Below are 26,763 nucleotides of genomic sequence, written 5' to 3'. Positions count from 1 at the left end.
CACCGCCCGATCAGATCTCCTTGCGGAACGCTTCCGACACCTTCAGGAAGATGTCGTTCGCCTCGCTCTCCCCGACCGTGACCCGCACACCCTCGCCCGGGAACGGTCGGACCACCACGCCGGCCCGCTCACACGCGTCCGCGAATGCGGCCGTGCGCTCCCCCAGCCGCAGCCACACGAAGTTGGCCTGGGTCTCCGGCACCGTCCAGCCCTGTGCGCGCAGGCCGTCGACCACACGGATGCGCTCACAGACCAGCGAGCCGACACGTCCGATCAGCTCGTCCTCCGCCCGCAGCGAGGCGATCGCCGCCTCCTGCGCGATGTGGCTCACGCCGAAGGGCACCGCCGTCTTGCGCAGCGCGGCCGCCACCGGCTCATGGGCGATCGCGAAGCCGACCCGCAGACCGGCAAGACCGTACGCCTTGGAGAAGGTCCGCAGGACACAGACGTTGGGCCGGTTCCGGTAGATCTCGACACCGTCGGGGACCTCGGGGTCGCGGATGAACTCGCGGTAGGCCTCGTCGAGGACCACGAGCACGTCGCTCGGGACCCGGTCGAGGAAACGCTCCAGCTCGGCCCGCCGCACCACCGTGCCCGTCGGGTTGTTGGGGTTGCAGACGAAGATCAGCCGGGTGCGGTCGGTGATCGCGGCGGCCATGGCGTCCAGGTCGTGCACCTCGCCCGGCGTCAGCGGCACCTTCACGGACGTCGCACCGCTGATCTGCGTGATGATCGGGTACGCCTCGAAGGAGCGCCAGGCGTAGATCACCTCGTCACCGGGTCCGGACGTCGCCTGGAGCAGTTGCTGGGCGACGCCCACCGACCCGGTGCCGGTGGCCAGGTGGGAGAGCGGAACACCGAATCGTTCCGACAACTCGCTCATCAGCGCCGTACAGGCCATGTCCGGGTAGCGGTTGAACGACGACGCCGCGGCCGCCACCGTCTCCATCACACCCGGCAGCGGCGGGTACGGGTTCTCGTTGGAGGACAGCTTGTAGGCCACCGGCCCGTCGGCCGACGCGGGCTTGCCCGGCTTGTAGGTGGGAATACCCTCCAGCTCGGCGCGCAGCTTGGGGCTCGTCTCGCTCACCGCAGTCCTCCTCATGACCACCACCGGCATCGAATACTTCTCACCTTATGAGGATTCGGCGCCGCTGCGTATAGGTGCGGACAGACCTCCTCCGTCACACAGGCATCAGGGGCATCAGCGCACCAAGACGCATGATTCGGGGGGCGCGCCGCACATATATCTACGCGCCGGTGGCTCACGCCGTGGCGCGCATCCCTCGTGCAGGTGAGTTGAGACCTCTTCGCAACATCGGCCAGTTAACAGGCCTCTGCTCGCCAGCACGTCAGTTAACAGGCCAACGGCGCTCAAGTTCCTTGCTTTGCAAGGTGCTTAGCGCCTCGTGATCATGCAGAAACGTGCCTGTCAACGCGTGCATATGCGTCCGCCCTACCCCACCGCATGAGCCCTACTATCGGCTCGCCATGACAGCAGCAGGGAAGCACCAGGTGAGCCGCGCGGAAACCTCACGTCGAGGCAACCGGCCGGGTCGGGCGGGCATCAGGGACGTGGCCGCCGCCGCCGGAGTATCCATCACGACCGTCTCCGACGCCCTCAACGGCAAGGGCCGACTCCCGGATGCCACCCGGCGCCATGTCCGCGAGGTCGCCGACCGGCTGGGATACCGGCCGTCGGCCGCCGCACGTACGCTGCGCACCGGCAAGTCGGGACTCATCGGCCTGACCGTGACGACGTACGGGGATGAACCTTTCACCTTCACCGAGTTCGCGTACTTCGCCGAGATGGCGCGCGCCGCCACCTCCGCCGCGCTGGCCCGCGGCTACGCCCTCGTCATCCTCCCGGCGACCTCCCGCCACGACGTCTGGTCCAACGTCGCGCTGGACGGAACGGTCGTCATCGACCCCTCCGACCAGGACCCGGTCGTCAGCGAACTGGTCCGCCAGGGCTTACCGGTCGTCTCCGACGGCCGCCCGGTCGGCGCGCTCCCCGTGACCGCCTGGGTCGACAACGACCACGAGGCCGCCGTGCTCGGCATCCTCGATCACCTGGCCGCCGCCGGCGCACGCCGGATCGGGCTGCTGACCGGCACCACGACCGACACGTACACCCACCTGTCGACCACCGCCTACCTGCGCTGGTGCGAGCGCGTCGGCCAGGACCCCGTCTACGAGGCCTACCCGGCGCACGATCCGTGCGCGGGCGCGGTGGCCGCCGACCGGCTGCTCGCCCGGCCCGACCGGCCCGACGCCGTCTACGGACTGTTCGACCCGAACGGCACCGACCTGCTCGCCGCCGCCCGCCGCTACGGGCTGCGTGTCCCGGAGGACCTGCTGCTGGTCTGCTGCAGCGAGTCCACGGTGTACGCGAGCACCGAGCCGCCCATCACCACCCTGTCGCTGAAACCGCGCCGCATCGGCACCGCGGTGATCCAGTTGCTCATCGACGCCATCGAGGGACTCGACACGGAGCAGACCGTCGAGCAGGTGATACCCACGGAGCTGATCGTGCGGACGTCCTCGCAGCGCCGTCCGCCCCGCACGACGGTCAGCCCGCCGCGGTCACCGGAGGGCGACTAGCGCCTCCGGGCGCCACGGATCGCGGACCCGCGGGAGGAGATCACGCCACCGTCACGGCAGGGCGAAGCCCGGCCCAATCGGGGCGAAAGCCGCGGTGAACCGGAGTCCCGCTCTGATTCACCACCCCTGGGTCATCACACAGCGCGATCCGCATTCCTATGATGGGCCCACACACCGCGGGCCGCTGCGACCAGGCAGTCCGAAGCGGTGCAGATGCGGCGCGATGGTGGAGGGGTCGATGACTCAGGGGGCCGGTCAGGGACCCGAAGTGGAGCGGACGGCGACGGTGCGCGACTTCCGGGTGCCCGCGTACGTCCACGAGACCGCTCCGTACGCCACCTCCGGCACGCACCCGGGCGAGTCCGCCCCGCCCTCCCAGGAAGGCTACGAAGAGGCCTATCCGGAGGGGTACACACCCACTCAGCGCGATCTGCCCGTCATCCGTCGGGGTGACACGGTCCAGGTCACCGTGAACCCCGAACCGGCCCCGCCGGCGCAGCCCGCCACCGGCCAGGGACCGCTGTTCGTCGTCGGCGACGTGCACGGCTACCTCGACGAGCTCGTGGCCGCCCTCCAGGAGAAGGGCCTCGTGGACGCCGCCGGGCAGTGGTGCGCGGGCACCTCCCGCCTGTGGTTCCTCGGCGACTTCACCGACCGCGGCCCCGACGGCATCGGCGTCATCGATCTCGTGATGCGGCTGTCCGCCGAGGCGGCCGCGGCCGGCGGCTACTGCAAGGCGCTGATGGGCAACCACGAGCTGCTGCTGCTCGGCGCCAAGCGGTTCGGCGACACGCCCGTCAACTCCGGCGCGGGCACCGCCACCTTCCAGGCGGCCTGGCTGCTGAACGGCGGCCAGAAGACCGACATGGACCGCCTCCAGGACCACCACCTGCAGTGGATGGCGCGCCTCGACGCCCTCGAAGAGGTGGACGGGCACCTCCTCGTCCACTCCGACACCACGACCTACCTCGACTACGGCCGCTCCATCGAGGAGGTCAACGACACCGTCCGCGAGACGCTCACGCGCAACGACGCGGAAGAGGTGTGGGACCTGTTCCGCAAGTTCACCAAGCGCTTCTCCTTCCGCGACGAGGGCGGCGCCGACGCCGTGCGCTCCCTGCTGGACACGTACGGCGGCACCCGGATCGTGCACGGCCACAGCCCCATCCCGTACCTGCTGGGCGAGGTCGGCTCCGAGGACGGCGAGGACGACACCCGTACGGTGGTCGAGGGACCCCACGTCTACGCCGACGGACTGGCCATCGCCATGGACGGTGGCGTGACCATGGCCGGAAAGCTGCTGGTCCAGCAACTGCCGCTCGACGCCTGACACTTCCCCCGGCGGGTCCGCGCCGCCCAGGTCCCCGCGGCACGGCACCCAATTTCCGGAAACCCCCTGTCACCGTACGCCGTCACCGCTCTACCATCGGCTTATCCGTAGCAGGCTCCCCTCCGTTTCTGCCCGACGGCTCGTTGGCATGCGAGCCCCAAGCCCTACGGAGCATCGGGGGATGCACATGAACAGCGTTCCGCAGCACTTGTCGCACGAGGACCACCAGGAGTACGAGCGGCTCCTCGACGAGGCGCTGCGCTCCGCACCACACCGACCGGAACTGGCGGCGGTCGGACAGCGGCTCAACGCCGAACAACTGCGCACCATGGCACTCAGCGCCACCGCTCTGATCACGGCGGCGGCCACCACGGAGTACCAGCACTACGTCAAGGTGCGCGAGGAACTGCGTCACCCGGGGCAGGCCCCCTCGTCGTCGTCGGCACGCGCGTCCGGCACCGGTGAGCCGGCCACAGGCGGGGCGGGGCTGACGGCCACCGTGGGAGAGGCCGCCGAGGCGGTCGGCGCGGGCGCGGGCGCCGTCGTCGCCGTCCTGGCACCCGTGCTGGCCGGCACCGCCGCGGCGATCTTCCTGCTCGTCGGCTACCTCCTGAAGGCGATCGACCCGGGGCAGGCCTTCGCGCAGACCATGCTCACCACGGGATGGGTGTTCGGCGGTCTGACCGCGGTGGCCATCCTCGTCGCCGCGGTGGGGCTGCTGGTCACCGCGCTGGGCAACAGCCCCTCCGCCGAGTCCGGCCGCTACGGCGAACTCGACGGGGAGGTGGCCCGGGCCAGGGAGGCCTGGCACGAGGCCCTGCTCGAGCGCGGCATCCTGCCGTTCCTTCGGGACGCGCTGGCCGACCCGGACGCGGTGGTCGCACTGCACCGCACGGGACCGTCGGCGCCGGCCGGCCGGATGCCCCACCTGGGATACGGCCGCCCGGGGTTCAGCAGCCCCGGGGACGGCCGGGAGGGCCCGCGTCCCAGCTACTCCAGCCCGGACTACAGCAGCCCGGACTTCGGGGGCCCGGAACACCGGCCCGAGTAGCCTCCGGCCCGGGCGGGCACGTCAGAGAATGCCCGCCCGGCCGGCGGCGGTGATCCAGGACGGGAACTCGGACAGCAGGCGGTCGTACAGCTCCGGGTCGGGGACGGTGGCGATGTCGTCCACGGCGAAGAAGCCGACGTTGTCGACGCGGCGGCCGGGCAGGGTGTCGAACCGCTCCAGCACTCCGTAGTTGGACCGGCCGAGCCCCACGAACTGCCAGAAGACCGGTTCCTCCACGGCGGCCCGCAGCTCCCGCTCGATCTCGTTGTTGCGGTAGACACCGCCGTCGGAGAAGAACAGCACCAGGGTGGGCACCGGAGCGGGGTTGTCCCGGACGAAGGCGCGGACCTCGGCGATCACCTTCTGTTCCTCGTTCTGGATGCCGACGTCCCGCATGTCGACCTGCTCCGGCTGGAGCCCCTTCTTCCTGCCCCGGCGGAAGAGCCCCACCTCCCCCACCCGCACGTGCAGCCGCAGCCACTCGGGCAGCTCGCCCAGTCGCAGGTCGGGCAGCCGGGCGGGGTTCGAGGCGAAGGTCCAGGCCTGCATCTCGCCGTCGTCGTCCAGTTGCGCGGCGACGGCCGCCATGCGCTCCACCACGTCGGTGACCACGCCCCTGGAGTAGAGGAAGGACATGGAACCGGAGGCGTCGAGGACCAGGACGACACGCGCGGTGACACCGGCCGCGCCGTGCTTGCGCAGGCTGACCGCGACCTGCTCCTTGCGCAGGGACAGCCGCTTGCGCATGTCCACCGGCAGGCGCTCCTCGCCCTTGGTGAGCCGGGGGCCGGTGGCCGCCGTCGTCGGGGGCACCGCCGCGGACGGGACCGAAGGACCCGGCGCCGGCGGGGGAGCCTGCGGCGGGGGCGGTGCCTGCGGCGCGGGAGGCGTCGCCGCCGAGGGGGCCGCGGCGGGCGGGGCGTCGTCGACCGTGATGCCGAAGTCGGTGGCCAGCCCCGCGAGTCCGCTCGCGTAACCCTGTCCGACCGCCCGGAACTTCCACTTCCCCTGGCGCAGGTACAGCTCGCCGCCGACGAGCGCGGTCTCGGTGCCGGCCTCGATGTCGAAGCGGGCCAGCTCGGTGCCCGTCGCCGTGTCCAGCAGCCGCAGCGACAGCCCGGGCACCTGGCCGAACGTCCCGCCGTCGGCCGAGGCGCACAGGACGACGCGCTCGATGCCGGGCTCCAGCGAGCGCAGGTCCACCTCGACGGCGTCGGTCGTGGATCCGGAGCCGTTCTCCTTCCCCAGGTGCCGCACCGCTCCGGAGGTGTGGCGGGGCTGGTTGTAGAAGACGAAGTCGCCGTCGTCGCGCACGCGTCCGGCCGAGGTGAGCAACAGAGCCGAGGCGTCGACCTCGGGCACACCCGGTGCGGCGGTCCAGACGAGCGCGACGCGCACCGTGGGCGGGTCGACGGCGATGTTGGCGCCCTTGCTCAGGGATGTGGCTGTCATGCGCCCAGTCTGCCGAGGCGGGCCGCCGCGGGGGAGGGGGCGGGCCCCGCGCTCCGCGCCTCCTCCCCCTCCTGCCGGCCCCCGGGGCGGGTCAGACCCTGCAGCTCCGCACCGGTCGCGTACAGGGCGACGAGCAGCGGCCGCAGGGCCCGGCCTGCCTCCGTCAGGGCGTAGCGGCTGCGTACGGGGAAGCCCCGCAGGCGTTCGGCTGTCACCAGGCCCCTGTCCTGCAGCGTCCGGAGGCGTTCGGTGAGCACCTTCGCCGAGAGTTCCGGCAGCAGCTCCCGCAGTTCGGTGAAGCCCCGGGGGCCGCCCATCAGCTCGCGGAGCACCAGCGTGGTCCATCGGCCGGAGACGGCGGCCAGGGCGGTCTCCACGGGGCAGTCGGCTTCGGGACGTCGGGTGCGGCCCCGTTCGTCGGGCACCAACTCCCCGTCCCAGCGGTGGGTTTCCGTTTGGTTACCCGCGTCCGCGGGCTGTTCGCTTGCCACATGACGCATTCCCCCAGTGTGCCGCTGGCCACGCGCGCGGCCGAGCATCCGTACGTCTTCGCACGGGCCTTCAACACCTTCGACCCGCACGTCCTGGACCAGGTCTACGAACCTGGGGCCGGCTTCGTGCCCGAGCCGGGCCGGCTGGTGTCCGGGCCGGACCGGCTGCGCGCCAACGGGGACTTCCTGGCGCTGCGCGTGCCGATCCGAATCTCGCCCCGGCACACCTACGCGGTGGGTGATCTGGCCCTGCTGATCGTGGACTTCGTCATCGACGGCGTCGCCGCGCACGGGGACCACGTGCGTATCGAGGGCACCGCGACGGACGTGGCCCGTCGCGGGCCGGACGGCTTCTGGCGCTACGCGATCGACAACCCGTTCGGTGTGGCGGGCCCGCCCGCGACCACCCCGGTGACCGGCTGACGCCGGGCGGTCCCGGCGGTGCGGGACCGCCCCCTGTGCGGGCTCAGTCGGCCAGCGGGAGATACACCCGGTTCCCGCCGGCGGCGAACTCCTTCGACTTCTGGAGCATGCCCTCGGCGATCTCGTCCGCCGACGCCCCCTCGGAGACCGTGCCGCCGAACCGCTCGTTGATGCTCTGGCTGATCTTCATCGAGCAGAACTTCGGCCCGCACATCGAGCAGAAGTGAGCCGTCTTGGCGGGCTCGGCCGGCAGTGTCTCGTCGTGGAACTCCCGTGCCGTGTCCGGGTCGAGGGCCAGATTGAACTGGTCCTCCCACCGGAACTCGAACCGGGCGTCCGACAGCGCGTCGTCCCACTCCTGCGCACCCGGATGCCCCTTGGCGAGGTCGGCGGCATGGGCGGCGATCTTGTAGGTGATGACGCCGGTCTTGACGTCGTCACGGTTGGGCAGGCCCAGGTGCTCCTTGGGCGTGACGTAGCAGAGCATGGCCGTGCCCCACCAGGCGATCATCGCGGCACCGATGCCGGAGGTGATGTGGTCGTACGCCGGCGCGACGTCCGTCGTCAGCGGGCCGAGCGTATAGAACGGAGCTTCATCGCAGATCTCCTGCTGAAGGTCGATGTTCTCCTTGATCTTGTGCATCGGGACGTGGCCCGGGCCCTCGATCATGGTCTGTACATCGAAACGCCTGGCGATCCGGTTGAGTTCCCCGAGCGTACGCAGCTCCGCGAACTGCGCCTCGTCGTTGGCGTCAGCGATCGACCCGGGCCGCAGACCGTCCCCGAGGGAGTACGTGACGTCGTAGGCCGCGAGGATCTCGCAGAGCTCCTCGAAGTTCTCGTACAGGAACGACTCCTTGTGGTGCGCCAGGCACCAGGCCGCCATGATCGAGCCGCCGCGCGAGACGATGCCGGTCTTCCGGTTCGCGGTGAGCGGTACGTAGGACAGGCGCACGCCCGCGTGGACGGTCATGTAGTCCACGCCCTGCTCGGCCTGCTCGATGACCGTGTCCTTGTAGATCTCCCAGGTCAGCTCCTCCGCCCTGCCGTCGACCTTCTCCAGTGCCTGGTAGAGCGGCACGGTGCCGATGGGGACGGGCGAGTTGCGCAGCACCCATTCGCGGGTGGTGTGGATGTTGCGGCCGGTGGAGAGGTCCATGACCGTGTCGGCGCCCCAGCGGGTCGCCCAGGTCATCTTCTCGACCTCCTCCTCGATGGAGGACGTCACCGCGGAGTTGCCGATGTTGGCGTTCACCTTCACCAGGAACCGCTTGCCGATGATCATCGGCTCGATCTCCGGGTGGTTGACATTGGCCGGCAGCACGGCCCGTCCGGCGGCGATCTCCTCGCGGACCACCTCCGGCGAGACGTTCTCCCGGAGGGCCACGTACTCCATCTCGGGCGTGATCTGGCCCCGGCGCGCGTACGCGAGCTGCGTCACCGCCGCGCCGTCCCGGCCCCGGCGCGGCTGGCGCGGACGACCGGGGAACACCGCGTCGAGATTGCGCAGTCCGCCGCGTGGCGAGGTGTGCTTGATGCCGTCGTCCTCGGGGCGGACGGGACGACCGGCGTACTCCTCCGTGTCGCCGCGGGCGATCACCCAGTTCTCCCGCAGCGGCGGCAGTCCCCTGCGGACGTCGGTGTCGACGAGGGGGTCGGTGTACGGCCCCGATGTGTCGTAGAGGGTGACCGACTTCCCATTGGTGAGGTGCACCTGACGGACCGGCACCCGCAGGTCGGGGCGCGAGCCCTCGACGTACGCCTTGTGCCAGCCGATGGACTTCCCGGCCTCCGCTGACGTCTCCTCGGCGGAGTTCTGCGTGGAGGCAGGCGTGCGTGCGTCCTTGATGGTCATGAGACCTACTCCCTACGCCGGCATTACCCGGTAACAGGTTCGGCGGTCGGCGCAGCCGTTTCCGTCTCCCGACGCTTCGTGGGGAACATCACTCGGCTTCGGTGACGTTTCCCGTGAAACATCGCAGGGACGGAGGTCAGCGCCCTCTCAGCCCGGTGCTCCGAGCTCCCGCGTGTACAAAGGTGCCCCCACGCTAGCGTCAATTCGGGCGCGGTGAACAGAGGGCCCCCCTCGTTCTTGCGATGATCGGTCGGTGACCACGACCCAGCACCCTCCCTACCCGCCGCACGAACCCCGGCGCGGCCCCGGCGCCGCGCCGGGTGACGGTCGTACGCACGGCCACTCCGCCGACGACGCGTACGGTGCGGGTGCGAGACAGGAGACGGTTCACGCGTACCCCGCTCCCGGCGGCCACGGTCCGGGCGGCCCCGAGCCGCACGGCGCCGGTGACGGGCAGGGGGGCGGGCACGGGCACTCGCACGGGCACAGTCACAGCCACGGGCCCGCGGCGCCCGTCTCCCGCCATCTGCGGAAGGTCATCGCGGCGGTCCTCATCCCGTTCGCCGCCGTGGTGGTGGTCGGCCTCGCCGTGCTCTGGCCGGGCGGTGCCCCGCCGCACGAGCGCACCGGCGTCGGCTTCGACCGGCAGACGCAGCAGGCCACGGTCACCGAGGTGGAGAGGCTGAGCTGCAAGTCCGTCAACGCGTCGGGCGGCGTCCCGACCGGGGACACCTCCACCGCTGAGGGTTCCTCGGCGGTCCAGCAGGCGAACGGCGACTGCAAGCGGGCGACGATCCGCGTCGACACCGGCGAGGACAAGGGCCGTACGTTCCAGGAGATCGTGCAGCCTGACCAGACGCGGCAGTTGCACGAGGGCCAGCAGGTGGTGGTCGCCTACGAGCCCTCCGCGCCGAAGGATCTGCAGTACTCGGTGACCGACATCAACCGCCGGTTCCCGATGGCCCTGCTCGCCGGCATCTTCGCGCTGGCCGTCGTGGCCGTCGGGCGGCTGCGGGGGCTCATGGCGCTGGTCTCGCTGGCCATCAGCTTCCTGCTGCTGAACTTCTTCATCCTGCCCGCCATCCTCCAGGGATCGAACCCCCTGCTGGTGGCGGTGATCGGGGCCAGCGCCATCATGCTGATCGCGTTGTACATGTGCCACGGCCTGTCCGCGAGAACGTCCGTGGCGGTGCTCGGCACCCTGGTCTCGCTCTTGCTGATCGGTGTCCTCGGTTCACTGTTCATCGGCTGGGCCGCGCTCACCGGCAACACCGACGACAACACGGGCCTGATCCACGGCCTGTACCCGTCGATCGACATGAGCGGTCTGCTGCTCGCCGGGGTCATCATCGGCTCGCTCGGTGTCCTCGACGACGTCACGGTCACCCAGACGTCGGCGGTCTGGGAACTGCACGAAGCCAATCCGACGATGGGCTGGCGCGGTCTGTACCGCGCGGGCATCCGCATCGGCCGCGATCACATCGCCTCGGTCGTCAACACGCTCGTCCTCGCCTACGCGGGCGCCGCGCTGCCGCTGCTGCTGCTGTTCTCGATCGCGCAGAGCAGCGTGGGCGCGGTCGCCAACAGCGAGCTGGTCGCCGAGGAGATCGTGCGCACGCTGGTGGGCTCGATCGGACTGGTGGCGTCCGTCCCGGTCACCACCGCCCTCGCGGCCCTGGTCGTCTCGGCCGACCGCCGCCCGTCCGAACGGCGCCCGGCGCAGGATGCCGGGACGACGGCGGTGTCCGGGCCCGCTGCCGCGCGCGGTGGCCGGGGACGTCGGCGCAAGCGCTGACCGCCCCGGCCGGGGCCCTGGCGTCGCCGCGGGGTGCCCGGCCACCTGAAGAAGCGTTCCTGCACGGCGGGCAGACCGCCGAAACATCACGCCACCGTCCAGGGGCGCCGTAACGTTCAGCCCGCGCTCTGTTCCTCGGCCAGGATGCGGTCCAGCGCCTCGTCGAGGTGCGCGTCGAAGTCGGCGAGGGCACCCTCCTGTCCCAGCGGCACCAGCTTGTCGGTGCGGTCCAGGAACGCCACCAGTGGCGCCGCGGAGGAGCGGAACAGCGCCTGGTCGCTGCCGACCTGGAGACGGATCAGCACCTCGGCCAGCGGCTCGGGATCGACGGGCGCGATGCGCACATCACCGTCACCGCACGGCATGGCCACCCCGTCGACCAGCAGCTCCCGGCCGAAGGCCCAGGTCACCGGGGCATCGCCAGGCAGATGAAAGGTCAGCCGCACCGCATAGGGATCACACGTCTGATAACGCAGCTCCACCGGAATGCGGAAAGAGAGCTCCTCGGAAACGAGGAAGCTCATCATGACCTCTGCCTGTACGGACTCGCCCATCGCCTACCCCGTCATTCGCCGTCGACTGTCCGGGAATCAAACCTCTAATCACTGGTGGCATCTTGCTCAACGTACACACCAGATCACAAGGAGTGAGTTTTCAGATACTGATAGAGAGCGCGAGGGACCCCAGAAGCCGGCCCATCTCGTCCTGCAGCCGCCGGGCCGCGCACGGCAGCCGGTCGGCCTGACGGGCGGGAAGGGAGATGGCCACCGTGGCGGCCGTCGTGCCGAGGGTGACGGGGATCGCCGCGCACACCGTCCCCAGGGCGTACTCCTGTCGCTCCGTCACCGGGGACATGGGCCGCATCCGTTCCAGCCGCTGCGTCAGGCAGCTCGCGTCCCGCACCGTGTACGGCGTCACCGGCCGCACCGGATAGCGGTCGAGGTGGTCGCGCCGCCCGTCCTCGTCCAACTGGGACAGCAGGCACTGCCCGACGGCGTGCGCGTGCCCGGTCTCCCGGAAGTCCGCCCACTCCTCCACCGCGGGATTGCCCGGGGTGTCGGAGACGCACACGACCTCGATCTCCCCGTCGCGGTACATGGCGTAGTAGACGGGTGCGCCGATCGCGTCCCGCCAGCGCGCCAGGATGTCCACGACCGTGCTGCGACGTTTCTGCGCGGCTCCGCTGCCGCCCAGCCGCTCAGCCGCCTCCCCGAGGAAGAAGAGGCCCTTCTCGCGGCGCAGATATCCCTCGTGCACGAGGGTGCGCAACAGGTGGTAGGCCGTGGGCAGCGCCAGTCTCGTCTCCCGGGCCAGTTGCTTGGCGGGTGCTCCGTACTCGTGCTCCGCGACGCATTCCAGCAGACGCATCGCGCGCTGCACCGAGCCGATGAGGGTCGCTGCGGGCGGATCCGCGCGCGGCGGTGCGGCGGGCGCCGTGGGCGCGGCCGAGGCCGGGTGAGGCTGCGCGGGCAGTGCGCGCGGCGGAACGAAGGCGGTGTCAGCCGTGGCCAAGAATCACTCCCGGAGCGCGAGGGGGGCGGCCCGTGCGGGGAGACACGGGTGGGGTGTACGCCGCTCGCGGGGTCGCCCCCGCGTGGAGTTCCGGACTCTAACCGCCGGTCACCGCACGCCGACGGCCCGTCCGGAAAACTTCCCTCGCGCGAGGGAACCGGTGGTTCCTGTTACCGCCACCGGTGCCCCGACGCTCTCACCAGTCGCCGCGCGATGACGAACTCGCCATGAACTTGCGTACGACGTAGATCAGTCCGCCCACGAGCGCCACGAAGAGCAGCACCTTGAAGAGCACGGCCACCACGAAGGTGAGCACACTGGCGATCAGCCCGCCGAACACGACCAGGGCGATGACCGGCACCGCGATCCACTTCACCCACCACGGCAGTCCCGTGAAGATCTCTCGCATCGCCCTCGCCCTTGCCTTTCCACCCGTTCGAGTGCCGGGGCCCTCGGTGGCCCGGAATCCCACAGGGAGTCTCTGATGTCCTGCACCCGATGCTAGAGCGGCGAGGGGTCCGGCAGGGGCGTCGTACCCCTTGTCTCCCCCTGAGCGATCCCCTAGGGAACCCCGGGGAGCCGGCTCAGCTCTCCGGCGGAGAGAACACCACCAGCACCCTGAGGTCCTCGCTGATGTGGTGGAACTTGTGGGCGACCCCGGCCGGCACGTAGACCACGCTGCCGCGGGCGACCTCGGTGGTCTCCATGCCCACGGTGATCGAGGCACGGCCGCTCACCACGAAGTACACCTCGTCCTGCTCGTGCGGCTTCTGCGGGTCCGCGGTGCCCGCGTCCAGCGCGTACAGACCGACCGACATGTTCCGCTCGCGCAGGAACTGCAGGTAGGCACCGTCGTTGGCGGCGCGCTCCGCCTCCAGTTCGTCCAGCCGGAATGCCTTCATCGCCTTGTCCGCCCCTGCCTCTCCGTTCGATTCCGATCGTGTCTGCCACGATCAGACACATGAAGAATTTCCTAGTCAAGACGATCGCCAACGCGGGTGCCCTGGCCGTCGCCGTATGGCTCCTGGACAAGATCACCCTGACCGGCGGCAGCACCGGTGAGAAGGCCGTCGCACTGATCGTGGTCGCCCTGGTGTTCGGCCTGGTGAACATGCTGGTGAAGCCGATCGTGCAGGTGCTGACGTTCCCGCTGTTCATACTCACCCTGGGCCTGTTCACACTGGTGGTCAACGCGCTGATGCTGTTGCTCACCTCGTGGCTGGCCGACAAGCTCGATCTGAGCTTCCATGTCGAGGGCTTCTGGACGGCTGTGCTGGGCGGCCTGATCGTCTCGGTCGTCTCCTGGGCGCTCAACGCGTTCCTGCCCGACAAGGACTGACACCCATGACCTACCGCGTCTGTTTCGTGTGCACGGGCAACATCTGCCGCTCCCCGATGGCCGAAGCCGTCTTCCACGCGCGCGTGGCCGAGGCCGGCCTGGAGGGCGTGGTGGAGACGGACAGCGCCGGCACCGGCGGCTGGCACGAGGGCGAGGGCGCCGACCCGCGCACCGTGGCCGTCCTGGAGGAGCACGGTTACGGCCTCGACCACACCGCCCGCCAGTTCCAGCCGTCCTGGTTCGCCGACCTCGACCTCGTCGTCGCACTCGACGCGGGGCACCTGAGGGCCCTGCGGCGTCTCGCGCCCACGGAGCAGGACGCGGCGAAGGTACGGCTGCTGCGCTCGTTCGATCCCGCCGCCGACAGCGGTGACCTCGACGTGCCGGATCCCTACTACGGGGGCCTGGACGGCTTCGGGGAATGCCTTGGCATGGTGGAGGCGGCGAGCACCGGACTGCTCGCCGCCGTACGGGAGCAGATGAAGGGACGGGTGGCATGAGTGATTTCGCTGTCGGTGAGGGCGACGGCCGGGACGCGCACGCGTCCCCCGCGGACGCGGGTGACGGCACGCGGGCCGTGCGCGCCGGACTGCCCGAACCGGTCAAGCACGAGCCGACCCTGCCCGGCCCCGTGTTCGCCGCGCACTTCCACCTCCCCGGCGACCCCACCGGCCCCTATACGTACGGCCGCGACGAGAACCCGACCTGGACCCACCTGGAGCGCGCCATCGGCGAGCTGGAGGCTCCCGGGCGGGACGACGCGGAGACGCTCGTCTTCGCCTCGGGCATGGCCGCGATCTCCTCGGTGCTCTTGTCGCAGTTGCGGACCGGGGACGTGGCCGTCCTGCCCGACGACGGCTACCAGGCGCTGCCACTGGTCCGCGCCCAGCTCGAGACGTACGGCATCGAGGTGCGCACCGCGCCGACCGCGGGGGACGCCCAGCTCGACGTCCTGGCCGGGGCGAAGCTGCTGTGGATCGAGACGCCGTCGAATCCGGGTCTCGACGTGTGCGACGTCCGGCGGCTCGTCGCGGCGGCGCACGCGCAGGGCACCCTGGTCGCCGTCGACAACACGCTTGCCACCCCGCTCGGTCAGCGTCCCCTGGAGCTCGGCGCCGACTTCTCCGTGGCCAGCGGAACCAAGCAGCTCACCGGTCACGGCGACATCCTGCTGGGGTACGTCGCCGGCCGCGACGCCGGGACCATGGCGGCCGTACGTCGCTGGCGCAAGATCGTCGGCGCCGTCCCCGGCCCCATGGAGGCCTGGCTCGCGCACCGCTCGATCGCGACCCTCCAGATGCGGGTCGACCGGCAGAACGCCACCGCGCTGAGGGTCGCCGAGGTGCTGCTGAAGCGGCCCGAGGTGAGCGGGCTGCGGTATCCGGGGCTGCCCGGCGACCCCTCGCACCCCATCGCCTCGCGGCAGATGCGGCGCTACGGGTGTGTCGTCTCCTTCACGCTGCCCACGCGCGCGCGTGCCGACCGCTTCCTCGACGCCCTGCGGCTCGTGGACGACGCGACGAGCTTCGGCGGGGTGCGGTCCACGGCGGAGCGGCGCGGGCGCTGGGGCGGCGACGCGGTCCCGGAGGGCTTCATCCGCCTCTCGGTCGGCGCGGAGGACCCCGATGACCTCGTGGCCGACCTCCTGCGCGCGCTGGAGCAGTCGGCGGACTGAACCGCACGCCCGGCGCCCACCCAAAGGCGACGGACGGTCCGAGCCTCCCCCCTCGTGGCTCGGACCGCCCCTTCGGTTCCACGCGTGAAGAACCGTGCGAGCAAGGCTAGTTGACTCTGTGTCAGTGTCCAATCACGGTAGCGACAGCGACCTATCGACAAATTTATCGTTGTGCGCGCGGCCGGGGGCATGGGGCAAAGCGGAGAAGGAGGAGGTCTTCCGTGGATCTGGCCTTGCTGCGCACCTTCGTCACCGTGCACCGGGCCGGTTCCTTCACCCGCGCCGCCGCCCTGCTCGGCCTCTCCCAGCCCGCCGTGACCTCGCAGATCCGGACGCTGGAACGGCAACTCGGGCGTCCCCTTTTCCTGCGGCAGGCTCGCGGGGTGACGCCGACGGCCATCGGCGACGAGCTCGCCCACAAGGCCGCCCCGCACCTCGACGCCCTGGTGGAGATCGCCGAGACCGGCATCGACGAGGACTCCTCGGTACGCACCCTGCACCTGGCCGGACCTCCCGAGTTCACCGCCGAGCGGGCGCTGCCGGCGCTCTCGGCGCTCACCGGCGGGGACGGGCAGGGCCTCGCCCTTCGCGCCACCTTCGGGAACGCCGAGGAGACCCTGGAAGGTCTGGCCGCCGGGCACCATGATCTGGCCATCGGAACCGCCCGTCCGCGCGGCGCTCTGCTCACGGCGACTCCGCTCTGCGACGAGGAGCACGTCCTGGTGGCCGCACCCCGCTGGGCCGGAGGAAGCGGCGAGGGGACACTCCGCGGAAGGCCGGGCGCCTCGGCGCCGGACCTGGCGCACGTGCCCGTGGTCGAGGTGCACGAGTCCCTGCCCTTCGTCGCCCGGTACTGGGCCTCCGTCTTCGGCGCGGTCCCGGCCGCCCCGGCCACCGTGGTGGTCCCCGATCTGCGCGCGGTGCTCGCCTGCGTGATCGCGGGCGCCGGGCTCGCCGTGCTGCCCCACTATCTGTGCGCCGATGCCCTGCGACGCGGCCACCTGGTCACCCTGCACGATCCGGCGGTGCCGCCGCTGCGGACCTACTTCCTGGTGGTGCGCACCGGCACGCTGGCGATGCCGCACATCGCACGGGCCCACGAGTGGCTGCTGCGCGCGGCGAGGGACTGGAGCTGAAACGGGCACGCACTGCGATGTTTCACGTGGAACCAGCCGGGCCACATTTCTCCCATGACCGTCCGACCCGTGGTCAAGCGCACCGCCCGCGCCGTCCTCCTCGACGGCGACGACCTGATCCTGATCAAGCGCACCAAACCCGGTGTCGATCCTTACTGGGTCACTCCCGGAGGCGGGGTCGAGCCGGGCGACACGACAGTCGTCGACGCCCTGCACCGTGAGGTGTACGAGGAGCTGGGCGCCAAGATCACCGACGTCGTTCCCTGCTTCGTGGACACCGTGGAGCACATCGGCGACGACGGTGGCGCGACCGGCGTGAAGGTGCAGCACTTCTTCGTCTGCCGTCTGGAATCCATGGACCCGGCGCTGCGGCACGGTCCCGAGGTCGACGAACCCGCCGGACAGTACGAGATCGTGCGGGTGCCGTTCACCCGTGTCGGCATCGCCTCCGTCCACCTCGTTCCGCTGTCGTTGCGGCACTATCTGGACGGCAACATCGAGGGCGTCCGCGCGATGCACGCCCCCGATCTCGGCTGACGTCCACGCCTCTTTCGTCCGGGCGGGAGAGGCCGTCCGGACACCGACGGCCGCACGCACTGCCCCGGCATGGCCAAAAGATCACACGTCCCGCCGCAAAGAGGTGGACGCGGGAGGCCCCTGTCGGCCAGCCTGACCTGCGTGGCGACTCCTTCCCTCTCCTCTCTCCCGATCCGCCGTCTGACGCTCCGCGATCTCCACGCCTGCGCCGACCTGTCCGAGGACCGGGGGTGGCCACGCGAGGAACACAAGTGGGGGTTCCTCCTCACCGCCGGAACGGGCTACGGCATCGATGACCCCGACGGCGGTCTCGTCGGTGCCTGCACCGTCACCGAGTACGGCCCCTTCGGACAGCCGTCCCTCGCGGCCATCGGCATGGTGCTGGTCGCCGAGCGCCACGCCCGCCAGGGCGTCGGACGCCGGCTGATGCGCCACGTCCTCTCGGACCGGGGCACCATCCCCCTGACCCTGCACGCCACCCCCAGCGGCCGGCCGCTCTACGAAGAGCTCGGCTTCAAGGTCACGGGGCGGGCGGAGATGGTCCGCGGGCGGTTCACCCCTGGCGGACCCGGGCCCCGGGTCGGGACGCGGGCGGCCACCGCCGAGGACCTTCCCGCGATCCTCCGGTACGACGAGGAGGTGTTCGGCGCCGACCGCACCCCCATCATCACGCGGCTGCCTGCCTTCGCGGACCAGTTGCGCGTGGCCGAGGAGGACGGGCGGCTCATCGGGTACGCCGCCGCATGGCCGAACATGGACACCCACGTCGTGGGCCCGTTGATCGCCCGCGACACCGAGACGGCCAAGGCCCTCCTCGCCTCGCTCGCCGCCCACACCGACCGGCCGCTGCGCACCGACATCGACGTCCGGCACGAAGAACTGCTGACGTGGGTGAAGGAACGCGGCCTCGCCCCGATCGCCGACAACGCGGTCATGACGTGCGGGATCACGGAGCTTCCGGGGGACTGGACGCGGCGGTTCGCTCCGCTGACCGTGGCGGCGGGCTGACCCGGGGCGGTCGGGCGACGTCGCCTCTTAACGGCTTCTTCTCCGAGGAAACAGCGCCGCGGTCGACGGGCGGGACCGCCTCAGCGGTAGTAATGCCTGCATACGTGGCATATCGACCCACACGGGCAAACGTGACGCTGATCTACCCTGACTTCAGCCGCTCCGGGACGAAGGAACCACCATGACAGCGACGGACCCCGCGCTCACCGCCCTCGCCCAGGGCTGGTGCGCTCTCTCCCTGCTGCACGGGAGGATCGAGGCGCACATCGAACGCGCCCTCCAGTCCGGGCACGACCTGAGCGTGCGCGAATACTCCCTGCTCGACGTGCTCAGCCGGCAGCACGACGGCGACGGTGGGCATCTCCAGATGAAGCAGGTCGCCGACGCCGTCGTCCTCAGCCAGAGCGCCACCACCCGCCTGGTCACGCGTCTCGAGGACCGCGGGCTCCTCGAGCGCTACCTGTGCCCCACCGACCGGCGCGGCATCTACACCAACGTCACGGCAGCGGGCCTGGAGCTGCTGGGGGAAGCGCGCCCCACCAACGCCGCAGCCCTGCGCGAGGCCCTCGACGAGGCGGCCGAGAATCCCGAACTGGCCCCGCTGGTCCGGGCCGTGGAGACGCTCAAGGCGCCGCTTCCCGCATGACCGAGGCCGGCGCGGAGGATGTCCGCGCCGGTCCTGTCTGCATAGGGTGCGGCCATGGGAGATCTTGATATACGCGCCGCCGCCGAGGACGACATCCCCGCGATCGTCGCCATGCTGGCCGACGATCCGCTGGGCGCCCAGCGCGAGTCCCCGGACGACATGAGCCCCTACCTGGTCGCCTACGAACGGCTCCGGGACGACCCGAACCAGCATCTGGTCGTCGCCGTCCGCGAAGGACGTGTCGTCGGCACGCTCCAGTTGACGATCATCCCGGGACTCTCCCGGCGCGGTGCGACGCGCTCGATCGTCGAAGGGGTGCGCATCCACGCCGACGAGCGCGGCAGCGGACTGGGCACCCGGCTCATCGAGTGGGCCGTCGCCGAATCACGCCGCCAGGGATGCCACCTGGTGCAGCTCACCTCCGACAAGACCCGTACCGACGCCCACCGCTTCTACGAGCGGCTCGGCTTCTCGGCCTCGCACACCGGCTTCAAGCTCCAGCTCTGACCTGGGTGCCCCAGGCGTGCGCCGTCGTTTCACGTGAAACAGCGGCGCACCCCGGCCGTCCGTGACACCTAGCCGATGCCCCGCCAGCCCTCCGGGTCCACCCCTCCCGGCACCGGGGCGTTCTCGTCGTAGGGCTGCCGGGTGAAGACGAACGAACCGAGGTCGAGATGGCTCACGGTCCCGTCCGGGCGCCGTACGGCCTGCAGCCGTTCACCGGCGTAATAGCCCTCCAGGCCCGTCCAGGTACCGTCGCCGTTCGCCCGGAAGCGCGAGCGACGGCCACGGCCCGACAGCGGCTCCAGCGAGACTCCCCCGGCGGGCGTCAGCCGCAGAACAAAGGCCTGTGTGCCCCAGTACCACTGTCCCGACAGCTCCAGGACAGAGGAATCGACGTCCGGGAGCGGCCGCCACGGCTCGGGAATCCGCGGTTCGGCCTCGGCGACGATCCGTACGAGGTCGGCGCCCACCCCGGCCAGCAGCGGCCCGGACGTGCAGTTGGCCAGCCCGACCGCTGCCACGTCGTCCTCGACGCTGATGGTGAGGTTGGCCAGGAACCCCGGCAGGGATCCGGAGTGGCCCACGAGCAGTCGCCCGTCCCGGTACTGGATCTGCAGGCCGAGCCCGTACGTCACGCCGTCCGCGACATCCGCGGCCTCGGCCGGCGCCGCGGGGGCCCGCATCTCCCGCGCGGTCTCGGCGGCCAGTACCTTGTCGTCCCCGTTCACCAGGAAGGCGGCGAACCGGGCCAAGTCCCCTGTGGTGGACCAGAGCTGTCCGGCCGGGGCCATCCGTCCGAGGTCCTCGGCGGGTTCGGCCAGCAGCACGTCGGCCCATGGGTGCACCGCCCAGCCGCCGGCATGGGGCGCCGTCGGCCGCACGGTCGTACGGTCCAGGCCCAGCGGCTCCAGCACCTCGCGTCGCAGCACGTCCTCCCACGGGGCGCCACGAAGCTGCTCCACGAGCGCCCCGAGCAGGGTGTACCCGGGGTTGGAATAGTGGTGCCGCCGGCCCATCGGGTGCAGTAGCGGCCGCTCGCCCAGCACATCGGCCAGTTCGGGGCGGAGGGAGCCGGGGGTCCGTTCCCACCAGGGCGCGGGGGACTCCGCCGCCAGGCCTCCCGTGTGCGCGAGCAGTTCGGCGATCGTGGCGTCCCCCGCCCCCGTGCCCGGCAGGTGCTTCTCCAGCCGGTCCCCCAGGTCGATCAGGCCCTCGTCACGCAGCCGCAGGACGAGAACCGCGGTGAAGGTCTTGGTGATGGAGCCGATCCGGTACTGCACGTTCTCGTCGGGTCCGTGGCCGTCCACCGACGTCCGCGCACCGTGCCACACGGTCCGTCCGTCCCGGACCACCGCCGCGACGAGCGACGGCGCGCGGCCCTCGCTCTGGGCGACGGCGATCCGGTGCAGCAGCGCTCGGCGCGTGGCGGGGAGCAGCTCTTCCTGAGATGTCGTCATGCCCCCAGTCCACCGGCCCGCGCACCCCGCGTCGAGCCGATTTCACCGGCTGCCGAGCGGGTCAGGTCTGTGCCATGTCCACGAAGCGCGAGTAGTGGCCCTGGAAGGCCACGGTGATCGTCGCCGTCGGGCCGTTTCGGTGCTTGGCGACGATCAGGTCCGCCTCGCCCGCGCGCGGCGACTCCTTCTCGTAGGCGTCCTCGCGGTGCAGCAGGATCACCATGTCGGCGTCCTGCTCGATCGAACCCGACTCACGCAGGTCGGAGACCATCGGCTTCTTGTCGGTGCGCTGCTCGGGACCACGGTTGAGCTGGGAGAGCGCGATGACCGGGATCTCCAGTTCCTTGGCCAGGAGCTTGAGGTTCCGGGACATGTCCGAGACCTCCTGCTGGCGGCTCTCGGCACGCTTGGAGCCGCCGGACTGCATGAGCTGGAGGTAGTCGATGACGACGAGCTTGAGGTCGTTGCGCTGCTTGAGGCGGCGGCACTTGGCGCGGATCTCCATCATCGACAGGTTCGGCGAGTCGTCGATGTAGAGGGGGGCGGCCGACACATCCGGCATACGGCGGGCCAGACGCGTCCAGTCGTCGTCCGTCATCGTGCCCGAGCGCATGTGGTGCAGCGCGACACGGGCCTCGGCGGACAGCAGACGCATGGCGATCTCGTTGCGTCCCATTTCGAGCGAGAAGATGACGCTCGGCAGATTGTTCTTGATCGAAGCCGCGCGCGCGAAGTCCAGGGCAAGCGTCGACTTTCCCATGGCGGGACGCGCGGCGATGACGATCATCTGGCCCGGGTGCAGACCGTTGGTGAGCGAGTCGAAGTCGGTGAATCCCGTGGGGACACCGGTCATCTCACCGCTGCGCGAGCCGATCGCCTCGATCTCGTCGAGCGCGCCCTCCATGATGTCGCCGAGCGGCAGGTAGTCCTCGCTCGTGCGCTGCTCGGTGACGGCGTAGATCTCCGCCTGGGCACGGTTGACGATCTCGTCGACGTCGTCGTCGGCCGCGTATCCCATCTGCGTGATCCGGGTGCCGGCCTCGACCAGGCGGCGCAGGACCGCACGCTCGTGCACGATTTCCGCGTAGTAGGCCGCGTTCGCGGCCGTCGGCACGGTCTGGACGAGGGTGTGCAGATACGAGGCGCCGCCGACCTTGTTGATCTCGCCGCGCTTCGTGAGCTCGGCGGCGATCGTGATGGGGTCGGCCGGCTCGCCCTTGGCGTAGACGTCGAGGATCGCCTGGTAGATCGTCTCGTGGGCCGGCTTGTAGAAGTCGTGGCCCTTGAGGATCTCGACGACGTCGGCGATGGCGTCCTTGGACAGGAGCATGCCGCCGAGAACGGACTGCTCGGCGTCCAGGTCCTGCGGCGGCACCCGCTCGAAGGCTGACGGGCCCGGCCCGTCCCAGGCTCCGTTCTCCCGGCCGCGCTCGTGCTGGTCGTCACGTACCCGGACGCTGTCGCCGCGACGGCGGGAAGCGGGGAGACGATCACTGGGACCGCTGTCGGCCCACGGGTCGTCCAAGGGCTCGGAAATGCTCACCGAGCCACCTCCTCCCGTCCGCCGCGCGGACCTCGCCGTGCTCCTCATTTCTACGGCACGGCACTGACAAATAAGACGCCCAACTCCGGTTCTGACGCGTCGGATTTGTGAGGATTCACAAGGCAGCGGACGGAGCAGGCGCCGGACCACCGTAGGCCCGCGGACAGCGTCAGCCAATCTGGTTATCCACAGGCCATGTGGACGACCGGTCAGATGCTGTGGACAACTCCTCGAAAGCTGTGCACGACCCGGTGGACAGCCCTGTGAACAAGGACTCGCCACCCTCCACGGAAACCCTCTGACCTGGTGGTTCACCATCCACGGGCTGTGCAGAAGAAAAACTTTCCCGCTCTGACCAAGATCACTTCAAACCGCACACAAGAGCGCACTCGACGAGACGGCATGTAAGGGACACTATTGCTTTGCATCTCTTACCTGTGGACGATTAGATTGGTGCTCATGACACAGGCACCCGCGCGCTCCCGCGCCGCCCGGAGCCGGCACGACCGAGAGATCGTCGCGCTGGCCGTCCCGGCCTTCGGCGCGCTCGTCGCCGAGCCCCTCTTCGTCATGGCCGACAGCGCGATCGTCGGCCATCTCGGCACCGCACAACTCGCCGGGCTCGGCATCGCCTCGGCCTTGCTGACCACCGCGGTCAGCGTGTTCGTCTTCCTCGCCTACGCCACCACCGCGGCCGTCGCCCGGCGCGTCGGCGCAGGCGATCCGGCCTCCGCCATCCGGCAGGGCATGGACGGCATCTGGCTGGCACTGCTCCTCGGTGCCGCTGTCATCGCCGTCGTCCTGCCCACGGCCCCGTCCCTGGTGGACCTCTTCGGCGCCTCCGACACCGCGGCCCCGTACGCCGTCACGTATCTGAGGATCTCCTCGCTCGGCATCCCGGCCATGCTCGTCGTGCTCGCCTCGACCGGCGTTCTGCGGGGCCTGCAGGACACCCGGACCCCGCTCTACGTGGCGGTCGCGGGCTTCGTCGCCAACGCCCTGCTCAATGTCGCACTCGTCTACGGCGCCGGGCTCGGCATCGCGGGCTCCGCCTGGGGCACGGTCATCGCCCAGTTCGGCATGGCCGCGGTGTACCTCGGGGTGGTCGTCCGCGGGGCACGCAGACACGGTGCGTCCCTGCGCCCCGACGCGGCCGGCATCCGGGCCTCGGCACAGGCCGGGGTGCCGCTGCTGGTCCGTACCCTCTCGTTGCGGGCGATCCTCATGATCGCCACGGCCGTGGCGGCCCGCCTCGGGGACGCCGACATCGCGGCGCATCAGATCATCCTGTCCTTGTGGAGTCTGCTCGCCTTCGCCCTGGATGCCATCGCCATCGCCGGGCAGGCCATCATCGGGCGCTACCTCGGGGCCGGTGACAGCCAGGGGGCACGGGAAGCCTGCCGAAGGATGGTCGAGTGGGGCACAGCGGTGGGAGTGGTGCTGGGCCTGCTCGTGGTGCTGACCCGGCCGGCGTTCCTGCCCCTGTTCACCGGTGACTCCTCCGTCAAGGACGCCGCTCTGCCCGCTCTGGTGATCGTGGCTGTCTCCCAGCCGATCTGCGGCGTGGTCTTCGTCCTCGACGGCGTTCTGATGGGTGCGGGCGACGGCCCCTACCTTGCCTGGGCGATGCTCCTCACCCTGGCGGTCTTCACTCCGGCCGCGCTGCTCGTCCCGGCGGTCGGCGGTGGGCTCACCGCCCTGTGGGCAGCCATGACGCTGATGATGACGATGCGCATGGTGACGCTGTGGTGGCGCACTCGCTCGGGCCGCTGGCTCGTCACCGGCGCGACGCGCTGACCGTTTCACGTGAAACGGCCGGTGCCCTGGAGCGTGGCGGGCACGTGGAACGTCCGCCCGTCAGCCGCATAACCCATCGGCCATGACAATGGGGCCGCACTCCCGACCGGGAGTGCGGCCCCATCTCATCGCTTCAGCGAGAGCAAGGCTCAGGCGGAAACAACCTCGATGTTGACCTTGGCGGCAACCTCGGGGTGCAGACGCACGGACGTCTCGTGGGCGCCCAGGGTCTTGATCGGCGCGCCCAGCTCGATGCGGCGCTTGTCGACCTCGGGGCCACCGGCAGCCTTGATCGCCGAGGCGACGTCGGCCGGGGTGACGGAACCGAAGAGACGACCGGCGTCGCCGGAGCGGACGGCCAGACGGACCTTCACACCCTCGAGCTGGGCCTTCACCTGGTTGGCCTGCTCGATGGTCTGGATCTCGTGGATCTTGCGAGCACGACGGATCTGCTCGACGTCCTTCTCGCCACCCTTGGTCCAGCGGATAGCGAACTTCCGCGGGATCAGGTAGTTGCGAGCGTAACCGTCCTTGACGTCCACGACGTCGCCCGCGGCACCGAGGCCGGAGACCTCGTGGGTGAGGATGATCTTCATGAGTCGGTCACCCTTCCCTTATCGCGCGGTGGAGGTGTAGGGCAGCAGCGCCATCTCACGGCTGTTCTTGACGGCCGTGGCGACGTCACGCTGGTGCTGCGTGCAGTTGCCGGTCACGCGGCGGGCACGGATCTTGCCGCGGTCGGAAATGAACTTCCGCAGCATGTTCGTGTCCTTGTAGTCCACGTACGTGACCTTGTCCTTGCAGAAAGCGCAGACCTTCTTCTTCGGCTTGCGCACAGGCGGCTTCGCCATGGTGATTCTCCTGTGTGATCAAGAAGTGTGGGGTACGACCCCGCCCCTCGGCCCGGCCGGGCCTCACGGCCCGGCCCACGGCACTAGAAGGGGGGCTCGTCCGAGTAGCCGCCGCCGCTGCCGGAGCCGCCGCCCCAGCCACCGCCGCCGCCCTGCTGGCCACCGGCGGGAGCGCCCGAGGCCCAGGGGTCGTCGGCGGGAGCGCCGCCGCCCTGCTGACCGCCGCCGGGGCCGCCGCCCCAGCCGCCGCCACCCTGGCCGCCACCGCCGCCGTAACCGCCCTGGCCACCGCGGCCCGAGGTCTTGGTGACCTTGGCCGTGGCGTTGCGCAGGCTGGCGCCGACCTCGTCGACGTCCAGTTCGTAGACCGTGCGCTTGACGCCCTCACGGTCCTCGTAGGACCGCTGCTTCAGCCGGCCCTGCACGATGACGCGCATGCCTCGCTGGAGCGACTCGGCGACGTTCTCCGCCGCCTGGCGCCAGACCGAGCAGGTCAGGAAGAGGCTCTCGCCGTCCTTCCACTCGTTCGTCTGGCGGTCGAAGGTGCGGGGGGTCGACGCGACACGGAACTTCGCGACGGCCGCACCGGACGGGGTGAAGCGCAGCTCGGGGTCGTCGACAAGATTGCCGACGACCGTGATGACGGTCTCGCCTGCCATGGGGGAACCTCTCGGCGGGTTTGCTGCTGGCTGCTTGTGCTGCTACTCGAATCCCGGATGGAGCTGAGCGGAAGCTCAGTGCATCTCGGGACGGAGGACCTTGGTCCGGAGGACCGACTCGTTCAGGTTCATCTGGCGGTCGAGCTCCTTGACGACCGCAGGCTCGGCCTGCAGGTCGATGACCGAGTAGATGCCCTCGGGCTTCTTCTTGATCTCGTACGAGAGACGACGACGGCCCCAGGTGTCGACCTTCTCGACCTTTCCGCCGCCGTCACGGACGACAGAGAGGAAGTTCTCGATCAGCGGGGAGACAGCGCGCTCCTCGAGATCGGGGTCGAGGATGACCATCACCTCGTAGTGACGCATGTGGAACCCACCTCCTTTGGACTCAGCGGCCACGGTCGTTCCGTGGCAGGAGGGTTGCGATGCGTGGCACCGACATCTGCGAGTCAACCAGGACCCACTGACAATGGGCCCCCTCCGAAGAGGCGGCCCGCAGTGGGACGGCAGCAGACACCAGTGCAGAAGGTACAGAGTACCCGGCCACCGCCTTGCGGTTGAAATCCGGCCGCCAGGGGACGCAATCTGTACAGAACGGACGTGCAGGGCGAAGACAGAAACGCCTTCGGCTGGAGGTTCCCCATGGCACAGATCACGCGACCCGCCAAACCCAGGACGGGCCTGCTGGCCACCGACGGCAAGCCGCACCCTCTCCAGGACACGCTGATGGCCGTGGCCCTGGTGCTCGGAGTGCTGTCGCTGGTGACCGCGGGCTTCCCGGGCCTGCATCTGCTGACCTCCTGGGCCGGGCTCGCCGGCGTGCTGACCGGCGGATACGGGCAGTTCGTCTCCGTGACGACGCGTGAGCGCTTCGGTCTGGTGCTGGGTATCGGAGCCTCCGCGATCGGCCTCTACTTCGGCATGGCCCACGGCGGGCTGTTCGGCTCCTTCGGCGGGTTCGTCGGCGGCTGATCACAGGACCGCGCCGGCCCACGGGGCGGCGCGGTCCCGCCGTACGCCGAACGGGGCGCTCACAGGGCGCAGTAGGCTTCGCGCGAGAGCCGGAGCCCCTGAACCCATGGGGACACACCAGCCCGA

General features: G+C 70.4%; 29 protein-coding genes and 1 riboswitch. Of the genes, 15 read left to right on the top strand and 14 right to left on the bottom strand.

What is annotated here, in order from left to right; all coding sequences use genetic code 11:
- Nucleotides 1-10: 10 nt before the first annotated feature.
- Complete coding sequence (hisC, locus tag ACH499_RS24150) at nucleotides 11-1,090, bottom strand: histidinol-phosphate transaminase (RefSeq protein ID WP_356199015.1); 1,080 nt, start codon at nucleotides 1,088-1,090, stop codon at nucleotides 11-13.
- Between the two features lie 401 nt (nucleotides 1,091-1,491).
- Here hisC and ACH499_RS24145 point away from each other — a divergent pair, with 401 nt between their 5' ends.
- The 3 genes from ACH499_RS24145 (at nucleotide 1,492) to ACH499_RS24135 (ending at nucleotide 4,985) form a co-directional block, all read left to right on the top strand.
- The gene (locus ACH499_RS24145) at nucleotides 1,492-2,604 is read left to right on the top strand and encodes a LacI family DNA-binding transcriptional regulator (RefSeq protein ID WP_356199014.1); all 1,113 of its coding nucleotides are present in this window, start codon (nucleotides 1,492-1,494) and stop codon (nucleotides 2,602-2,604) included.
- Nucleotides 2,605-2,827: 223 nt separating this feature from the next.
- Nucleotides 2,828-3,934 carry a Ser/Thr/Tyr protein phosphatase SppA gene (gene sppA / locus ACH499_RS24140; protein WP_356199012.1) on the top strand — a complete coding sequence of 369 codons (1,107 nt, stop codon included), beginning with the start codon at nucleotides 2,828-2,830 and terminating at the stop codon, nucleotides 3,932-3,934.
- Nucleotides 3,935-4,115: 181 nt separating this feature from the next.
- The gene (locus ACH499_RS24135) at nucleotides 4,116-4,985 is read left to right on the top strand and encodes a hypothetical protein (protein ID WP_356199010.1); all 870 of its coding nucleotides are present in this window, start codon (nucleotides 4,116-4,118) and stop codon (nucleotides 4,983-4,985) included.
- 21 nt (nucleotides 4,986-5,006) lie between these two features.
- Here ACH499_RS24135 and ACH499_RS24130 read toward each other — a convergent pair whose 3' ends face one another.
- Both ACH499_RS24130 and ACH499_RS24125 read right to left on the bottom strand, forming a co-directional pair.
- Nucleotides 5,007-6,437 carry a VWA domain-containing protein gene (locus tag ACH499_RS24130; protein WP_399018262.1) on the bottom strand — a complete coding sequence of 477 codons (1,431 nt, stop codon included), beginning with the start codon at nucleotides 6,435-6,437 and terminating at the stop codon, nucleotides 5,007-5,009.
- Nucleotides 6,434-6,937, bottom strand: coding sequence for a helix-turn-helix domain-containing protein (locus ACH499_RS24125; protein ID WP_356199007.1), 504 nt, complete (start codon nucleotides 6,935-6,937; stop codon nucleotides 6,434-6,436). Before ACH499_RS24125 ends, ACH499_RS24130 begins: the two co-directional genes overlap by 4 nt.
- On the opposite strand from ACH499_RS24125, the gene ACH499_RS24120 reads away from it, so the two are divergent.
- A complete protein-coding gene (locus tag ACH499_RS24120) occupies nucleotides 6,929-7,351 on the top strand; it encodes a nuclear transport factor 2 family protein (RefSeq protein ID WP_356199005.1) in 423 nt (140 codons plus the stop codon). The two genes, ACH499_RS24125 and ACH499_RS24120, sit on opposite strands and share 9 nt — an antisense overlap.
- A 43-nt stretch (nucleotides 7,352-7,394) precedes the next feature.
- On the opposite strand, the gene thiC is transcribed toward ACH499_RS24120, so the two are convergent.
- Nucleotides 7,395-9,206, bottom strand: coding sequence for a phosphomethylpyrimidine synthase ThiC (gene thiC, locus ACH499_RS24115; protein WP_399018260.1), 1,812 nt, complete (start codon nucleotides 9,204-9,206; stop codon nucleotides 7,395-7,397).
- Nucleotides 9,199-9,388, bottom strand: a riboswitch (TPP riboswitch). (Overlaps the previous gene by 8 nt.)
- Before the next feature lie 71 nt (nucleotides 9,389-9,459).
- On the opposite strand from thiC, the gene ACH499_RS24110 reads away from it, so the two are divergent.
- Nucleotides 9,460-11,001 carry a YibE/F family protein gene (locus ACH499_RS24110; protein ID WP_399018258.1) on the top strand — a complete coding sequence of 514 codons (1,542 nt, stop codon included), beginning with the start codon at nucleotides 9,460-9,462 and terminating at the stop codon, nucleotides 10,999-11,001.
- Between the two features lie 116 nt (nucleotides 11,002-11,117).
- Here ACH499_RS24110 and ACH499_RS24105 read toward each other — a convergent pair whose 3' ends face one another.
- The 4 genes from ACH499_RS24105 to ACH499_RS24090 all read right to left on the bottom strand — a co-directional run bounded on the left by ACH499_RS24105 (nucleotide 11,118) and on the right by ACH499_RS24090 (nucleotide 13,415).
- Nucleotides 11,118-11,555 (bottom strand): SsgA family sporulation/cell division regulator, encoded by a 438-nt coding sequence (locus ACH499_RS24105; protein WP_356199000.1) that lies wholly within the window; start codon nucleotides 11,553-11,555, stop codon nucleotides 11,118-11,120.
- 100 nt (nucleotides 11,556-11,655) lie between these two features.
- Nucleotides 11,656-12,381: a helix-turn-helix domain-containing protein gene (locus ACH499_RS24100; protein ID WP_356199193.1), complete on the bottom strand. Its 726-nt coding sequence runs from the start codon at nucleotides 12,379-12,381 to the stop codon at nucleotides 11,656-11,658.
- 328 nt (nucleotides 12,382-12,709) lie between these two features.
- On the bottom strand, nucleotides 12,710-12,922 hold the full coding sequence (locus ACH499_RS24095) for a DUF5326 family protein (protein WP_356198999.1): 213 nt from the start codon (nucleotides 12,920-12,922) through the stop codon (nucleotides 12,710-12,712).
- A gap of 175 nt (nucleotides 12,923-13,097) precedes the next feature.
- On the bottom strand, nucleotides 13,098-13,415 hold the full coding sequence (locus ACH499_RS24090; protein WP_356198997.1) for a cupin domain-containing protein: 318 nt from the start codon (nucleotides 13,413-13,415) through the stop codon (nucleotides 13,098-13,100).
- A 59-nt stretch (nucleotides 13,416-13,474) separates the two neighbouring features.
- On the opposite strand from ACH499_RS24090, the gene ACH499_RS24085 reads away from it, so the two are divergent.
- The 8 genes from ACH499_RS24085 to ACH499_RS24050 all read left to right on the top strand — a co-directional run bounded on the left by ACH499_RS24085 (nucleotide 13,475) and on the right by ACH499_RS24050 (nucleotide 19,361).
- On the top strand, nucleotides 13,475-13,852 hold the full coding sequence (locus ACH499_RS24085) for a phage holin family protein (protein ID WP_356198995.1): 378 nt from the start codon (nucleotides 13,475-13,477) through the stop codon (nucleotides 13,850-13,852).
- A 5-nt stretch (nucleotides 13,853-13,857) separates the two neighbouring features.
- On the top strand, nucleotides 13,858-14,352 hold the full coding sequence (locus tag ACH499_RS24080) for a low molecular weight protein-tyrosine-phosphatase (RefSeq protein WP_399018254.1): 495 nt from the start codon (nucleotides 13,858-13,860) through the stop codon (nucleotides 14,350-14,352).
- The gene (locus tag ACH499_RS24075; RefSeq protein ID WP_356198993.1) at nucleotides 14,349-15,527 is read left to right on the top strand and encodes a cystathionine gamma-lyase; all 1,179 of its coding nucleotides are present in this window, start codon (nucleotides 14,349-14,351) and stop codon (nucleotides 15,525-15,527) included. Before ACH499_RS24080 ends, ACH499_RS24075 begins: the two co-directional genes overlap by 4 nt.
- A gap of 221 nt (nucleotides 15,528-15,748) precedes the next feature.
- Nucleotides 15,749-16,663, top strand: a complete 915-nt coding sequence (locus ACH499_RS24070) for a LysR family transcriptional regulator (RefSeq protein ID WP_399018252.1) — start codon at nucleotides 15,749-15,751, stop codon at nucleotides 16,661-16,663.
- Between the two features lie 54 nt (nucleotides 16,664-16,717).
- Nucleotides 16,718-17,200, top strand: coding sequence for an NUDIX hydrolase (locus tag ACH499_RS24065; RefSeq protein WP_356198990.1), 483 nt, complete (start codon nucleotides 16,718-16,720; stop codon nucleotides 17,198-17,200).
- 141 nt (nucleotides 17,201-17,341) lie between these two features.
- Nucleotides 17,342-18,208, top strand: a complete 867-nt coding sequence (locus ACH499_RS24060; RefSeq protein ID WP_399018249.1) for a GNAT family N-acetyltransferase — start codon at nucleotides 17,342-17,344, stop codon at nucleotides 18,206-18,208.
- 181 nt (nucleotides 18,209-18,389) lie between these two features.
- The gene (locus ACH499_RS24055) at nucleotides 18,390-18,854 is read left to right on the top strand and encodes a MarR family winged helix-turn-helix transcriptional regulator (protein ID WP_399018247.1); all 465 of its coding nucleotides are present in this window, start codon (nucleotides 18,390-18,392) and stop codon (nucleotides 18,852-18,854) included.
- A gap of 54 nt (nucleotides 18,855-18,908) precedes the next feature.
- Entirely contained in the window at nucleotides 18,909-19,361 is a 453-nt protein-coding gene (locus ACH499_RS24050) for a GNAT family N-acetyltransferase (RefSeq protein ID WP_356198987.1), read from the top strand.
- 68 nt (nucleotides 19,362-19,429) lie between these two features.
- On the opposite strand, the gene ACH499_RS24045 is transcribed toward ACH499_RS24050, so the two are convergent.
- Both ACH499_RS24045 and dnaB read right to left on the bottom strand, forming a co-directional pair.
- Nucleotides 19,430-20,815, bottom strand: a complete 1,386-nt coding sequence (locus tag ACH499_RS24045; RefSeq protein ID WP_399018245.1) for a serine hydrolase domain-containing protein — start codon at nucleotides 20,813-20,815, stop codon at nucleotides 19,430-19,432.
- A gap of 61 nt (nucleotides 20,816-20,876) precedes the next feature.
- Nucleotides 20,877-22,358, bottom strand: a complete 1,482-nt coding sequence (dnaB, locus tag ACH499_RS24040) for a replicative DNA helicase (protein ID WP_365601924.1) — start codon at nucleotides 22,356-22,358, stop codon at nucleotides 20,877-20,879.
- Between the two features lie 459 nt (nucleotides 22,359-22,817).
- On the opposite strand from dnaB, the gene ACH499_RS24035 reads away from it, so the two are divergent.
- Nucleotides 22,818-24,155: an MATE family efflux transporter gene (locus ACH499_RS24035; protein WP_399018243.1), complete on the top strand. Its 1,338-nt coding sequence runs from the start codon at nucleotides 22,818-22,820 to the stop codon at nucleotides 24,153-24,155.
- 149 nt (nucleotides 24,156-24,304) lie between these two features.
- Here ACH499_RS24035 and rplI read toward each other — a convergent pair whose 3' ends face one another.
- The 4 genes from rplI to rpsF all read right to left on the bottom strand — a co-directional run bounded on the left by rplI (nucleotide 24,305) and on the right by rpsF (nucleotide 26,031).
- Entirely contained in the window at nucleotides 24,305-24,751 is a 447-nt protein-coding gene (gene rplI / locus ACH499_RS24030; RefSeq protein ID WP_356198979.1) for a 50S ribosomal protein L9, read from the bottom strand.
- A gap of 18 nt (nucleotides 24,752-24,769) precedes the next feature.
- Entirely contained in the window at nucleotides 24,770-25,006 is a 237-nt protein-coding gene (gene rpsR, locus ACH499_RS24025) for a 30S ribosomal protein S18 (RefSeq protein ID WP_003949403.1), read from the bottom strand.
- An 83-nt stretch (nucleotides 25,007-25,089) separates the two neighbouring features.
- Nucleotides 25,090-25,665 (bottom strand): single-stranded DNA-binding protein, encoded by a 576-nt coding sequence (locus tag ACH499_RS24020; protein WP_356198977.1) that lies wholly within the window; start codon nucleotides 25,663-25,665, stop codon nucleotides 25,090-25,092.
- Nucleotides 25,666-25,740: 75 nt separating this feature from the next.
- Nucleotides 25,741-26,031 (bottom strand): 30S ribosomal protein S6, encoded by a 291-nt coding sequence (rpsF, locus tag ACH499_RS24015; protein WP_077798159.1) that lies wholly within the window; start codon nucleotides 26,029-26,031, stop codon nucleotides 25,741-25,743.
- Nucleotides 26,032-26,307: 276 nt separating this feature from the next.
- On the opposite strand from rpsF, the gene ACH499_RS24010 reads away from it, so the two are divergent.
- Entirely contained in the window at nucleotides 26,308-26,637 is a 330-nt protein-coding gene (locus ACH499_RS24010) for a hypothetical protein (RefSeq protein WP_356198976.1), read from the top strand.
- Nucleotides 26,638-26,763 lie beyond the last annotated feature (126 nt).

The sequence above is a fragment of the Streptomyces sp. NPDC018947 genome (genome assembly GCF_044390505.1).
In the GTDB taxonomy this organism is placed as follows: domain Bacteria; phylum Actinomycetota; class Actinomycetes; order Streptomycetales; family Streptomycetaceae; genus Streptomyces.
Note: the sequence above shows the minus strand (reverse complement) of the source record. Positions and strands in the feature narration are given on the sequence as shown.

Excerpts from the sequence above, each read along its gene's own strand:
- ACH499_RS24065 (WP_356198990.1), top strand. The coding sequence starts at position 16,718 with ATGACCGTCCGACCCGTGGTCAAGCGCACCGCCCGCGCCGTCCTCCTC.
- sppA (WP_356199012.1), top strand. The coding sequence starts at position 2,828 with ATGGTGGAGGGGTCGATGACTCAGGGGGCCGGTCAGGGACCCGAAGTG.
- ACH499_RS24020 (WP_356198977.1), bottom strand. The coding sequence starts at position 25,665 with ATGGCAGGCGAGACCGTCATCACGGTCGTCGGCAATCTTGTCGACGAC.
- ACH499_RS24035 (WP_399018243.1), top strand. The coding sequence starts at position 22,818 with ATGACACAGGCACCCGCGCGCTCCCGCGCCGCCCGGAGCCGGCACGAC.
- rpsR (WP_003949403.1), bottom strand. The coding sequence starts at position 25,006 with ATGGCGAAGCCGCCTGTGCGCAAGCCGAAGAAGAAGGTCTGCGCTTTC.
- rpsF (WP_077798159.1), bottom strand. The coding sequence starts at position 26,031 with ATGCGTCACTACGAGGTGATGGTCATCCTCGACCCCGATCTCGAGGAG.
- thiC (WP_399018260.1), bottom strand. The coding sequence starts at position 9,206 with ATGACCATCAAGGACGCACGCACGCCTGCCTCCACGCAGAACTCCGCC.
- ACH499_RS24055 (WP_399018247.1), top strand. The coding sequence starts at position 18,390 with ATGACAGCGACGGACCCCGCGCTCACCGCCCTCGCCCAGGGCTGGTGC.
- ACH499_RS24090 (WP_356198997.1), bottom strand. The coding sequence starts at position 13,415 with ATGAAGGCATTCCGGCTGGACGAACTGGAGGCGGAGCGCGCCGCCAAC.
- ACH499_RS24145 (WP_356199014.1), top strand. The coding sequence starts at position 1,492 with ATGACAGCAGCAGGGAAGCACCAGGTGAGCCGCGCGGAAACCTCACGT.
- ACH499_RS24080 (WP_399018254.1), top strand. The coding sequence starts at position 13,858 with ATGACCTACCGCGTCTGTTTCGTGTGCACGGGCAACATCTGCCGCTCC.
- ACH499_RS24085 (WP_356198995.1), top strand. The coding sequence starts at position 13,475 with ATGAAGAATTTCCTAGTCAAGACGATCGCCAACGCGGGTGCCCTGGCC.
- ACH499_RS24105 (WP_356199000.1), bottom strand. The coding sequence starts at position 11,555 with ATGGGCGAGTCCGTACAGGCAGAGGTCATGATGAGCTTCCTCGTTTCC.
- ACH499_RS24075 (WP_356198993.1), top strand. The coding sequence starts at position 14,349 with ATGAGTGATTTCGCTGTCGGTGAGGGCGACGGCCGGGACGCGCACGCG.
- ACH499_RS24010 (WP_356198976.1), top strand. The coding sequence starts at position 26,308 with ATGGCACAGATCACGCGACCCGCCAAACCCAGGACGGGCCTGCTGGCC.
- ACH499_RS24050 (WP_356198987.1), top strand. The coding sequence starts at position 18,909 with ATGGGAGATCTTGATATACGCGCCGCCGCCGAGGACGACATCCCCGCG.
- ACH499_RS24135 (WP_356199010.1), top strand. The coding sequence starts at position 4,116 with ATGCACATGAACAGCGTTCCGCAGCACTTGTCGCACGAGGACCACCAG.
- ACH499_RS24095 (WP_356198999.1), bottom strand. The coding sequence starts at position 12,922 with ATGCGAGAGATCTTCACGGGACTGCCGTGGTGGGTGAAGTGGATCGCG.
- ACH499_RS24045 (WP_399018245.1), bottom strand. The coding sequence starts at position 20,815 with ATGACGACATCTCAGGAAGAGCTGCTCCCCGCCACGCGCCGAGCGCTG.
- ACH499_RS24125 (WP_356199007.1), bottom strand. The coding sequence starts at position 6,937 with ATGCGTCATGTGGCAAGCGAACAGCCCGCGGACGCGGGTAACCAAACG.
- rplI (WP_356198979.1), bottom strand. The coding sequence starts at position 24,751 with ATGAAGATCATCCTCACCCACGAGGTCTCCGGCCTCGGTGCCGCGGGC.
- ACH499_RS24130 (WP_399018262.1), bottom strand. The coding sequence starts at position 6,437 with ATGACAGCCACATCCCTGAGCAAGGGCGCCAACATCGCCGTCGACCCG.
- ACH499_RS24120 (WP_356199005.1), top strand. The coding sequence starts at position 6,929 with ATGACGCATTCCCCCAGTGTGCCGCTGGCCACGCGCGCGGCCGAGCAT.